The organism is Vibrio algivorus, from assembly GCF_030161215.1.
GTDB classification, from domain to species: Bacteria; Pseudomonadota; Gammaproteobacteria; order Enterobacterales; family Vibrionaceae; genus Vibrio; species Vibrio algivorus.
This window is the reverse complement of the sequence record NZ_BSPV01000003.1, coordinates 306,687-321,077: the sequence shown is the minus strand read 5'-3', so window position 1 is coordinate 321,077 and position 14,391 is coordinate 306,687. Positions and strand designations below refer to the sequence as shown.

The 14,391-nt window shown below is 40.8% G+C and carries 1 protein-coding gene; it reads right to left on the bottom strand.

All coding sequences use genetic code 11. The features are described 5' to 3' along the window. Window positions 1–38: 38 nt before the first annotated feature. Window positions 39–14,093: a T1SS-143 repeat domain-containing protein gene (locus tag QQJ93_RS03085; protein ID WP_145981760.1), complete on the bottom strand. Its 14,055-nt coding sequence runs from the start codon at window positions 14,091–14,093 to the stop codon at window positions 39–41. Window positions 14,094–14,391: the final 298 nt, after the last annotated feature.

Genomic DNA, 14,391 nt, shown 5'->3' with positions numbered 1-14,391 from the left:
AGAAGGTAACTTCAATGGGGTATTGCTGTTCTTAACTATTAACTATTATGTTCACTCATAAAGGCATTATGTTGAGCATACAAACTCGACACGATATCACTAGAGCTCGCGCCATCCTCAAGGCCAAGGCTTTGAGTACTGATATTGTCTAAGACTATCACTTGCTCCCCACCTTTATCAGTACTAACGGTTAAGTTAATTTTGCCATCATCTTCTGACGCGGTAATGTGCGAAAGAATCTCATCCATTTGAGCTTTAGAAGCATCTTTATTTGAGAATAAATCGAGAAGATCGAGCTTATCTATACTTAACTCAAAATCTTTGACCACATCAATCGCAGGCGAAGCATGAGTACCAATGTCTTGCGAACGCCACGCGAAAATATCTGCCGCTCCATCACCTGAACCATTTTGCTCTCCGCCCCATAGCTCATCGTTACCTGCACCACCGATAAGAATATCGGAGCCTCCCGCACCGACTAAAATGTCATTACCTAAGCCACCAATCAATGTGTCATGACCTTCGGTACCAATTAAAGTTTCATCGCTATCATCACCTACAACCACCGAGTGTTCTGCTGCATTGTTAGCTTGCAGTACATCTTGTTCATCTGGCTCAATAGTCACATTTACAGCAACTGGCTGAGATTCTGAAATTAATTCGTCATTTTCAACATTTTGAGAAACCGCTTCTACCGTTAAGTTATGCTGGCCTTCATCTAAACCAGACAAGTAAGCGCTACTTAAATCTTGCGAAGCAATAATCCAAGAACCGTCATCTTGTTGTTCACCCAGTGCTTGCCCTGATGCATCAACAACTTTGCCTGAATCTAGATGATCAATTTTTATAAATTCCGCTTCAAAAGCTTGAACATGTTCACTTAACAAACCTAGTAATGGAATTAAAGCTAATTGCGCCGCAGTTGAGGATACATTTGGTACCATCATTCGCGAACTAACAAAACTTGCCATCATGGCCGCAGCAGGAGCTATTGATACACTAATATCATCAGTATCCGTTAGTTCACCGCCCGTTCCCGTATTTCCATTATCACTGGTGGTCATGGTAATTGTGGCATCACCTGCTGTTTCAGGGATATATTCAATACCGCCGCTTAATAACTCATTAATTGCTTCTAAGGAACCGGTAAGAATTAGCTGACCAGAATCATTACCATCGATTGTAACGCTGCCAGAATATTCATCAGGCACTGATAATAAACCATTACCTGTTGCCAAGGTTACCGTCATCTGGCCACCTTCTGGCGCGTCTACATCAGAAATAGCAAGCCCTTCAATTAAGATTGGGTCACCTTCAACTGCATCGATTACTTCTGTTGGTACGGTATTTTCAGGCGTATCATTAACAGGCGTAACATCAACCGAAATAGTTACTTGCTCACTTAGTGATTCTTCTGCAACAACACCATTATCAACAGCCCGGATATCAAGCTCGAGCTGACCATCCCAATTATTATTATTCGCATCACCAGGATTAAAGATAAGGCTATCTAAAGTTCCTGAATCCGTAACAATAGTCCAAGTCCCATCACCATTATCAGTAATCGTACCACTTACTCCTTCAGGGAATGAAAAACTTGCCCCCATACCGACCGGAACATTGCTGATCGTGATTTGGATATTTTCTGGGCCATTTTCATTAATAATCGCAGAGCTTTTCCCTGCACCTTCACTAGAAGAATCGTAGGAGTTAGTATTATCCACCGTCGAAATACCCAACTCTAATACGATGTCACCATTTTCGGTACCTGATGCTGATGTCACGACTTGGGTGTCAATTTCATCTGCAACTGGTAATATTTCTACTACAATACTTTTTTCAATCGCAACGATTTCATCTAAAGAGTCTTCTTTCGTATAAACAATAAAGCCAACTTCAATGGTTCCACTGAAATTTTTGGGTGGGATAAGTGTTAATCCATCAAGGCTATATTCTTGCTTGCCCGTGGCATCAGTGATTGTCCAAGTACCATCACCATTGTTGACTGCACCATTAACAACAAATCCTTCAGGAATGCCCGTTAAGATAATAGAAACAATCTGTTCTGAACCGTCGATATCTTGTAAAGTGACCGATCCAGCGGCAAGCGAGATACCTCCTGCAGTATCTTCGTTACCTTGAATATTACCCCCTGTGCTCGATTCCACTAACACATCATCGTTCACCGCAATAATATCAATGCTAACGGTCGCTTCATCGGTTGTTCTGGTATCGGTTTCAGTTCTATTACCATCCAGGTCAAAGGTCGCAGTATCGGTAATCACACCACTGACAGTAAAGTCAACTTGACCACTAAAATCTTCTGCTGGCATAAATTGCACGCTGGATAACTCTTCAGGTGCAAGGGTTAATTCACTGACTAAATTTCCTTCAGCATCCAACAAGTAACCCATTGATGGATCAACCTGTATCGTCATTGATACAACCGTTTCTAGTCCTTCTTCTATAGTATTTCTTGTATCACCAAAACTCACATTAGAAAAATCTAAAATAATGGTTGCATCTTCATAAGCAACATCTTGATAAGTGGTTTCAGTTTCACCAGATTCACTGATCGGTTGTTTATTTTCATCCAGACCTTGGCTCTCGACAACACCTATATCTAGGCTAACCCCGATATCAGCCACAGGAGAAACATTCACGGTAATGGTTTGAGTCGCTTGTTTTACATCACCACTTTCAGTATCAGTACTGACGTATTTAATATCAAACTGGAAGTCCCCCGCATAATCCGCTGGTGGAACTAAACCAAGACTACTTAAATTAACCGATCCATCAGCATTTAGCGTGGCTTCATAGACATATTGTCCCGTTTCGAAATCATATTCAGCCCCAGTAATCGTCGCTCCAGCAGGTAGATCAGCTGAATCAATAACGACTGTCATAACATCATTCGGAATTTCACTTTCGCCATCATTATTTTGGTCATCAGTAGATACTGAAATGGCATCATTATTAATAATTTGTGAACCTAAATTGATACCTTGATCTTCAGTACCAATCACCACGGTGTCTTCCACTATAATTTCAGCCGCAAGGTCTAATGAATCATTAGTGTTATTTGAAAAATCTAAGGTGATTTCACCAGTAATAGAGACTTCTTCGCTAATATCACCTTCATTGTTATCCCCTTCATCAACAACTTTTGCGATAACTTTAATGTTCACAGTATCAGTAAATCCAGCAGGTGCTTGAATCTGAATATTATCTAGATTGCCCTCTTTAACCGTCCAACTACCGTCACCGTTATTCACAGCCCCCACGACAACAAAACCTTGACCTTCTGGCAGGTTTATCGCAGAGAAATCAATGACTAGTTCGGTAATGACCTCATCACTGGATAGATCATTTTCAGCAAACATAATGGTTCCATCACCATCACTGCTTAAATCAACCACACCATTTTCATCGCAAACCACCGTACCTAAATCGTCGATGATACCATCACCATTTTCATCAAGGCCGGTACTAATAACAATTTTTCCTGCCCCAGTTTCAGATGTATATGGATCATTTTCACCAACATCTTCCACTACAGCTTCTACATCGACGACCAATGTCCCGGTTATATTTTCTTTTATTGCATCATCAGCATCATCGTTATCGCCTACATCATCTGCATCATTTTGCTTAACAGTGATATTGGTCGTGAGTTCAAAATCTTTATCTGAATTCTGCGGCATGGAAATTTTCAATTCAGCGCCACTCTCTAATTGCGCTAAATAAGCATCTAAATTCAGCGAACCATCTGGTTCAAAAAATAATTGCGTTTGAGCATCACCTTCAACGATATAAATCGAGTAACCATCAGTGTCTTCACCATCAGGGAGCATAAGGGTAAATGACGCCACATATTCTTGATTGTCGGTAAAAGTCGGCTTCCAATTTAAAGTCACTAACTGATCTTCAAATCCCTTAGATTCTGATGTATAGGTATCACCTAAATCAATAACAGGCTCCACATGGATAACAATGTCTTTTTCATAAACGGCACTATCACCATCGGCTTCAGTGACAACGATAGAAGCGGTTAATTCGATATCTTCAGCGCTATTTAATGGTGGCTCAATCTGAATGTTATTCAGGCTATCCAATTCTACTTGATAAATAGGTTGACCATTTTCATCCTGACCAACGTAAGTCAGCTCCAAAGCTTCACCGTTACTGATTACGATTAAGCCCTCTGGAATACCTGAAAGTACCACTGACAATGTTTCTGAATCATCGCCTTCTAAGGCATCAACGCTTTCACCTGAAATGATGTCAAAATCAAATGTCGCGACACCATCTTCTGGAATGGTAATCTCGACCCCATCACTGGTTTGATCATCAGGATTTAAGTTAATTGGTGTCCATCCGCTACCATCATTAATAGTAATAATAGGTTCATCAGCCACTCCTTTAACAGAAATACTGATATCTTTACTGATGGTTATATATTCATCATTATCCGTGGCAGTAGTGGTACCTTCAAAGCTAGTATTATCTTTCACAATACCTTCAATAGTTAAGGTGAAATCGCCACTACTTTCAGGTGCAGGTAGGAACTCTAATTGCGCTAATTCACTATATAAAATTTCATAGCTTCCATCGGTTTCCAATGAAATAGGTTCACCATTCAGTAATAGCTGAGACCCTGTAGGAAGGTTACTAATACGTACGTATAAGGTTTCAGAACCATCTGTAGCATCGGAAGGATGGTTTAAAGTGATATGGTCAGCAAGATTAATGGCCACATCTTCATCAGATTCCACTCGAGTCACTTGTAGAGTTAAGTCTTTATCAGCAATAGGCTCAACACGTACAATAATGTCTTTTATCTCAGAGTTAGCCGTTTCTTTGCCAGAAACTGCGGTTCCTTGTTCTTCACTTTGCGCCATAGCTTGTAACTTGATATCACCACTGAAGTCTTTATTTGGCGTCACTTTCAAGCTAGCAATATCGTCTGCTGAAATACGATATTGTCCATTTCCTAGATCTTCTAATCCGGTTCCGGACAAACTACCATTGATATTTCCCTCTTCATCAGCTTGTATGCTGATAATGTAGAATAAATCTTCAGATCCATCGCCATCATTTAAATCTGCTACTAGGCCGTCAATGGCAATACTAGTATCTTCCTCACCAATATATTCAGTAACGGTTGAGTCATTCCAAATTGGGATATCAGCGATACCATCAACAGAAATCGTAAGCTCACCGGTGATGGCTTGATCATCAAGACCCTCTCGAGAAATGATTGCATCGACAGTAAAGGTAATGCCATCTGTTGAATAATCTTTATTTGGTACAAAGGTAACACCTGAAATAGAGACAATATTATCCACGGTAGATATTGCACCACTTGGAATTGTCACTTTGCCATCAGTAATCACAAGAAGTGCCCCATCATAGTAGAAAGCGCCTTCAGTACCATCAGGAATCGTAATGGTTAAAGAACCGTCGACTAATGCCTCTTCTTTATCAACATCACCTAAATCAATTTCCACCAAAATTTCAATACCATCGGTTAAATGAGGCGTATTTTCGGTATTATCAAAACTATCTAATGTTTGGCCGTCTTCTTCCTGACCGCGAGTAGTCTCAGGGAAAATAAAAATTGGGTCTTGATCTCGTAACTCCAATGAAATAACAGATGAATCTTCATCTTTATCGCTATCTACAACTCGGGCGATAATATCAACACTGAGATCTTCATTTTCATTGTTTAAGTTTTCATCTGCAACAAAAGTCAGTTTGCCATTTGCGTCGACAGTCAACATACCTAATAACTGACCGGTCCCCCCATCAGCAACCGATTCATCATAAATAGGAACATTTTCAAATGGTGCTTTGTGCTCTTCTGCCTCTTCCCCCATAGAATCGATAAAGGTAAGGTAAATTTCAGCAATATCATCCGCCCCCTCTGCCGCTTGAGTCATAAAGGCAGAGCCACCAGAGCCTTCTGTTATTGATACGGAAATATCTTGAATATCTGGCACATCATCGTTTACCGTAACGGTAATAGTATTCGATGCATCGTAATCATTAATATCACTGGTACTCGGTACTCTATCGCCATCTTTATCGACAGCGTAAATAGGTAACTGAATATTTAATTGAGTGCCAACAGTAGGATCTAACTCATCAGGCGCATCATGGTCGAGTGCACCAGTTATCGTAAAGCTGTAACTACCATCAGGAGAGAAAGTAACAATAAAGACTTCCCTATCACCTGCGACACCACTAAATGTGCCATCAGCATTTTCTCTTAAGATAACGTCTTGGCCTAATGAAGTTAAACCTGGGTTTAATGCAGCAAATAAGCTTGGGTCGATACCAAAGCCCGCAATTTCATCACTCCCAAGCGCGATATTCATTTGTCCTGAGGCGGTTTCTGAACCACTATCGGGATTCGAACCTTGATGATTTTCGCCACCAGCATCAATGGCTGATTCATCAACCGTTACACCTGAGTCAGTTGTAAATGACGGGTCAATACCATCGGTAATGCTCAAATCGACATTAACGGCATTATCAAGATAATCACCATCGGTATCTTGTACTTGTACCGGTAAGTTAATATGAATTTCAGTGTCATTCACGGTTACCCAGCCAGAGTCACTAGCGGAAAGAGTCTGAACCTGACCTTCATCATCATGTGAATGATCTAGGGGTAGGTGCTGAGTCATGCTAACACTAATGTTGACACCGCCGTTCCCATCACTCTCTGCACTCAATACAATAGTGAGAACATCATCACCATTCACTTTCCCCACCAACGTAGCGGTACTTGGGTCAAAGGTGAAGACAATTGGCTGCCCACCTGAAGTTAAATCAGCCTGTAGTTCAGTGATAAGTTGGTTAAGATCTGAAGGCTTAATTCCAACAGTAGTTGGATCGAGGTTTTCCACTCCAGAAGAAACATTTATTCCAGTCACCTCCCCACTGACAGGATAACCACCAGTATTGGGTACATCAGAATCCTGTGGCGATAGATCTCCTTCAGTAATCGCAATGGTTCCCGTTCCGCCACCTTGCGCATTAGCACCATCAGTAACAGAGAACACCAACGAACCATCCGCGGTATCACCATCGGTATCCGTTGCGATAACCTCTAAATCTATTTGCGTAAGCTCACTATCATCCTGATCGATTGGACCATAAACGGTTACCGAATAGGCACCAGTATCATCTAAGGTGACTTCAATTAATTTGTTTCCATCACTATCATATAAAGTAGCGGTATCTACCAGTACAGGATCTTCATCTTCAGGACTAAGATTTTTTACATCAAATATCCATTCAGTTGACTTACCATTGGAAGTGATAACCAACTCAGGTAGATTTCCGTTCTCATCTAGTTGGTCAAGTGAAAATCGAATAGTTTCAATATCATCCGAACCAACTGCGACAGTCACTTGGCCATCTGAATTTGTTACACCACTATCTGTTGATTCATTCAAGATAATATTAGAGGTGTCTTCATTAAATTGAGGATCACTACCATCAGCAATATTGATAGTAATGGTAACATTATTGCTCTGGTCACCATCATGATCGGTAGCAACTACATCCAACGTAATACTTGTAATATCACCATCATCATTACTTTGCTCTAACGGCTCATATTGTTCGACTTGGTAAGAGCCATCCGTTCCCGTTAAAGTAACCTCTAATACTAGAACTTTATTACTTGCGTCATGCGACCCGTCAGGATCTAACAAATAATAATAACTCGCACCAGTATCTGAAATATCAACGTAGACCGCTTGGTTATTGGCCTTTAGCCCGGTATCAACGGCTGTATCACCTTGTGCGACAAATTGTATAGAAGCAATCGTATCACTACCAATGTCGATAGGAACTTGGCCAGTATAAATTTGAGGATCATCTATGCCGACATCAGCTTCGGTAATGTCCATAGTTGTACTGGTTAATTCCGGAGCATCACCATCGGTAAATGAAACGCTAATATCAATTGGAGTCTCGGTTAAACCGTCACTGCCAACCAGCTTATCGCCATCGGTATCGGTGATTTGAATCGGAACCTCAAAGGTGATTGAATCGGCATCAACATGGTCGAGTGGTTGTTTTTGGTCTAACGACATCACAACCGTTACACTACCATCTGCGTTTAATGTTGGGGTGAAGGTCAAAATGAAGATCACCTCTCCATCTTCTGTCGTTCCGGTAACAGTGATAACACCTTCATCATTCACAACTAAGGTATCATCGACCCTAACGACACGCCCATCGGAGGTTAAAGCTAATCCATCTATACTTGCTTGAAAAGAAGAATAATCATCAATAGTAAGTGATGTCGGATCAAGATCATCATTACTTGCTGCAATGGTAAAGGTCCCTGTTCCTTTAGGGTTTCCTGGATATATCAGACTTTGCCCGTTATCGTTCAGATCACCTTCATTAACGGTAATGCTTTTATCACCCGTTACATCAGAAGCATTAGGATCGGTTCCATCTTTAATGATAATTGTTATTGAGGATCCAGCGGTGTCGCCATCCATATCGGTGGCAATAACATCAAGATCAAAGGTTGAAGAATTGGTATCTTCAGGCTGATCGATAGGCTCAAATTGCTGAATGGTATAACTGCCATCTTTTGCATCATTATTAAAAATAATTTCTAAAACGGGTACATCTTCTCCGCCGAACTCTGCAGGCACAAAGATTAAAATTCTTCCATCAACCGATTGATCAATTCGAGTGTCTTTGCCGTTGGAGGTAATATCAAACAAAGCTTGTGCTTGAGCGTCAGTAAGGTTGAATGTGATAGCATCAATTTGATCACTGTTAGTATCAAGATCTAAACTTTTAGAAATAACACCTGTCGTACTATCCGCTTCACTACTCACTTCACCATCAGTTAACTCAGTTGCTTGAGATGGCACATTAAATTCAGGATCATCCCCATCGTTAATGGTCACGACGACATCAACCGGTGTTGGGTTGCCATTGGCATCCACTAGAACATCACCATCCGCATCTTGAATTTGCACCGGAATAGTAATGTTTAAAACATCATCAACAATACTGACATAACCACCGGAGGTATCGACGTGATCCAACGGATGATTTTGAGTCACAGAAATATCGACATCAACATTCCCGTTAGCATTTTCTGTTGGCGTCAAAACAATCGACAATACTTCCTCGGTCGTATCAACCAAAGTGGCACTAATGGTAATTTCACCGGTAGTGTCATCTCTTGAAATCGTGATCGTTAGATCACTACCATTAGAAGTTAATGCTTCAAGCTCTGTTTGCAGCGTATCGAGTACCGTTTCTTCAATTACAAAAGTCGATGCAATTAATTTATCGGTTACTTGGTTGAGAGTGAAAGATCCAGTTTTTTCAATAGGATAAGTATCTGGAGACAAGTCCCCTTCAGTGATATCAACTTTCGCACCTGTGCCAGTTGGATCTTGACCATCGATAATGTCGATCAACGCTTGGGTTGACTCGCTGGTATCGCCATCTTTATCAATCGCTATTACATCTAAAGCGAGATGAATCGTATCATCGGTTGAATTGTCTTGCTCAAGAGGCGCAGTTTGTACTACATCAAATGTGCCATCATTGTTCATAGTAATGGTCAGGATCGGATTAGTTGTCGTACCCTCGATATACAAATAGATGACATTACCATCAATCTCGACATCGGTATTTTGACCATTACTGGTTAACCCTTCTAAAGTATCTTGCGTGACGTTCCACTCAAAACGGTCTATTGCATCCGAGCCAACATCTAACGTCACATTACCAGAAGCAGTACCACCCGTTGCGGTTTCGTTGATGACAGCTAAATCACCTGCACTGATAACAGGAAGATCACCATCATTAATGGTGACGGTCACATTCGCAGGGTCGGTTAAGTTATCCCCATCAGCATCTTGAATTTGGACAGGAATGTTGATGGTCAGTGAGTCACCATCCACATTGACATAAGTGCCAGTGCTCGCAATATGGTCAAGAGGTAGCGTTTGTGTCGCGGATATATCTACCACAACATTACCTGTTCCATCTTCATTTGGCGTCAAAGTAATCGAGAACACTTCATCACTACTACCGGTTAAGTTACCAGTAATAGTAATGACGCCAGTGGTTGCATCCACATCGATGGTAATATCCAGAGCAGTGCCACCAGATGTTAATCCACTAAGTTCATTTTTTAATGGCCCTTCAAGTGTTCCAAAAACATCCCCCACAGCCGTTGGGTCAATCGATAACGTCGACGCCACTAATTTATCTGTGGTTTGATTAAGTGTGAAACTGGTTGCCGGGGAACTAACTGGGTACCCATCAGGAGAAAGGTCAGCCTCATCAATGATCACCGTGGTATCAACACCGGTAGGATCCGCACCATCAATAATGTTAACCACTAATGTACCGGAATTACTCGGGTCACCATCTTTATCAATCGCATTTAATTCTAGATTTAGATTAATTTGATCGCTTTCAGCATTATCTTGCTCTAATGGTGCGGTTTGAACAATCTCGTAGCTACCATCAGTATTAACCGTAATGGTCAAAATAGGGTCGCTTTCCGCGGTACCACTTGCGAGATAAACAATGATCTGATTGCCATCAATTTCGAAATCAGTATCGGCACCGTTTGATTTTAAGCCAGCTAATGTTGCTGCATCGGTGCCTGCAACAAACTCAAACCGGTCGATATAATCTGAGCCTAAATCAATGGCGATATTACCCGTTGTGCCACCACCGGATGCAGTTTCAGTATATTCAGCGGCATCACCAACGGTAATGATAGGCGCAACATTATCTTGAACGGTGACGGTGACTTCTACCGGATTAGTTAAGTAATCACCATCTGTATCTTGAAGTTGTACTGGCGCTTTAATCACAATCTCATCAGCTGTGACGGTTACATAGCCGTTAGAACTTGTTGCGGCAATATGATCTAATGGAATGGTTTGGTTCCACGTTAATGTTACGGTCGCATCGTTACCGTCAGTCACACTATTGACCGCCGATAAAGATAGAGTCACAACCACATTACCATTTAATGTTCCTTCAATTGCGCCTGTCTCTGCATTCACTGCAAAAACAATATCATCTACGCCATTATTGGTTGTGATCACTTCATTTAAATCAGCGAGTAACTCAGTTAAATAAGACGAATCTTGTGGATCAAATGTCACTGAGCTTGGGTCAAGACGATCATCACCCGCATCGACATTAAAACTCGTCGAGCCTGAATTAGCACCTGCAGGATCTAAGTCCGGCTCTAAGAAAGTCAATGATGCTGTTCCACCACCAGTGGCATCAGCACCATCTAAGATGGTAATAACCGCAGTCCCATCGGCAATATCACCATCAAAATCGGTCGCGCGAACCAACGCGTCAATCGTAATGGAAGCAGAATTATCTGTACCTTCTGAGATAATTTGATCAAGCGGGCCAGTTAAAGTCACTTCATAGGTTCCGTCAAGTTGAATCACAATTGATAAAACTTGATTACCTTCACTATCGGTAAGCGTTAAAGTATTGCCATTAACGTCAACCGTTGTATCTAAACCATTACTGGTAATACCATCAAAGCTTATTTGTTGATCAGCAGGTAAAAACACTAATGTTTCAATATTATCGGAACCAACGGTAAGTGGAACCTCACCGGTTTGGGTATCGATATTTTCTTGCAACTCTGTCCCTGCATCTTGAGCAAAGGTTGGGTTGATTCCATCAATAATATCGATATTGGCTTGGCCTAAATTACTTTGATCACCATCTTTATCGAACGCTGTCACATCTAATTGCAGATGAATCGTATCGTCTGGGTTATTTGCTTGCTCTAATGCCGCAGTTTGCGTCACTTCAAAAGTGCCATCATTTTGAATCGTGATAGTTAGGATAGGATTGGCTTGATTACCTGGGGTATACACAATAATTTCGTTCCCAGTCACTAGGTATTCAGTGGCAATACCATTCGTCATCAAACCTTCTAACGTAGGCTGATCGGCATTAAATTCAAAGCGTTCAATGACATCAGAACCTGCATCTAAAGTGACTGAACCTTCAGCATAGCCACCTGCTGAGGTTTCAGTAAATTCAGCTAAATCACCAACACTTAATTGCGGAGCATCACCATCTGAAATAGTCACTTCAACATTAACGGGTGTCTCTAATAATGATCCATCACTGTCTTCTACTTGAATTTGAGTATCAATAATGATGTTCTCGCCATCAACGCTAACAAAGCCAGAACTATTACCGCTATCTAAATGATCTAGAGGTTGGTATTGAGTGACCTCCACTGTAACCAAAGTACCTTCAAATAAAACCGTACCATTAATATCAATGGATAGAACAAGATTACCGCCAGCATCCCGCCCTTCAATAACAGTTTCATCACCACTTTTAAAACCAAAACTAATCGGCTCACCATTGGCTGTCGTCAGTTCAGTACTTAATTCATTAATCAGATCGTTAACTTGTGTTTTATCAAATTGGACAGAATCAGCAATTAATCGATCTGTTCCTGGTGTAACACCAATACTGGTTCGCCCAACAACAGGATATTCATTAGGCTGAGTATCGGCCTCAATAATCGATATTTCACCTGTTTCGCCACCAGTAGGAACATTACCATCAGTAACATTAATTTTAATCATACCGGGAGCTGTGTCACCATCATCATCGGTTGCCGTAATATTAAAACCAACAACATATCGGTTTAAATTAACACTACCTTGGTCAAATGGTTTAAACAAAGTTGCGGTATAAGATCCATCATTGTTAACCTCTAAAGTAAAGACTAGTTGCCCAACTATGTTATAAACGCTCAGCAACTGACCATCGACTTCATAATAAGTTGGAAAACTTTGACTGGTTGCTCCCTCCAGTAGTGGTTGATTAGCATCAATTTGAATGGAAGAAATTTTATCCGAACCAATATCTAGAGGTATTTGGCCACTTTGGGCGACACCTAAATCTGTTTCTTCATCAATAGATACGCCAGGGTCTCTACCAAACTGCTCAACTACACCATCATTAATATTTACATCAACTAAAATTGGCGAATTCAGCTCATTACCACCTATGTCTTGGCCTTGAATCTCGACATTAATCGAAATTTGATCATTTAGGTTCGACACTAGCCCAGTAGAGTTGTCAGACGGTACGTGATCTAATGGCTTGGCTAGATTGACTTCAATATCAACTTGAACGTCACGTCCATCTGGTGATGATGCCGTTAGTTTAATCGTAAGGTAAGTCTCACCATCCAATCGCCCTATAATTGAGTTAGTCTCTTCATCAAACACAAAAGAAAGCGCTTGACCACCAGAGGTCAGTTCAGTATTTAATTCTTGTAATAATGTCTCTAGAGATTGAGGCTGAAAGGTAAAAGTATCCGGTTGCAGTGCGAGGGTACGTGACTCAACCAAAATAGACTGCTGCATAATAACTGGATAACCGAGGTTATTACTGTACCCTAAAGGTTGCAAATCCGCCTCGGTTAAAGAAATCGATGTACTGATGCCCCCAGGCGCTTTCACGATAGGAATCCCATCATCAGCACTATCTTGTGACAATTCTTCATCAAAGAAGCCAACCGTATCGTAACCCGCTTTGGTTAATACCGCATCATTATCATAGTTAACTTCTACAAAACCGGTTGATGCTGTTTCAATAACCGAGAATGCTTGAGCTTGAGCCTCTTCCGAATTCTGTTCATCTTCTACATCATTATCTGTCTCATTATTTGATTCTTCACTCTGAGAAGGAGGTGGCATATGAGCACGAATAATCGCGATATCTTCTGGGGTTAATTGAGAGTTTTTTAAGTCATCGAGGTTGACCCCTTGCGCTGAGCTTATCTGAGCAATCGTAATCGCTCCTGCATCATTGGTCGTTACACAAGAAATACAATCAATTTCAACGACTTGAGATTCCGATGGAGTATTAACAATATATCTCGCATTCGGGTTAGCCCAGATAGAATCAGAGTTTGAGAGTTGATATTCGCCATTTATCTGAGTTAATGGTTTAGAGTGGCTTCCTACAAACACTTCACCACTGACAACATCAATTGTTGCTTGATTTGAACTCATCACATCCATACTACTGATTCCACTTTCAGATTAAATAACGAATACATAATAAAAATTTTAGGCTTCACATTGATATATCGAAGAATAAATACACTATCCTTAATCGATATCTGTTCATTGCATCTACTACTATACCAAGCCATCACAAACCTACTCATTCACCATAAAAATACATTGGCAATAATTGATAGAAAATAATTACAAGTAATTGATAAACTTATATGAAATGACTTTACCTACACACTAATGAAACATAATATATACATAAAAGCACAACACAACTCACAATCTCACATTT

What these genes read in the sequence shown, in the direction of transcription:
- QQJ93_RS03085 (WP_145981760.1), bottom strand. Translation starts at nt 14,093, where the DNA reads ATGAGTTCAAATCAAGCAACAATTGATGTTGTCAGTGGTGAAGTGTTT.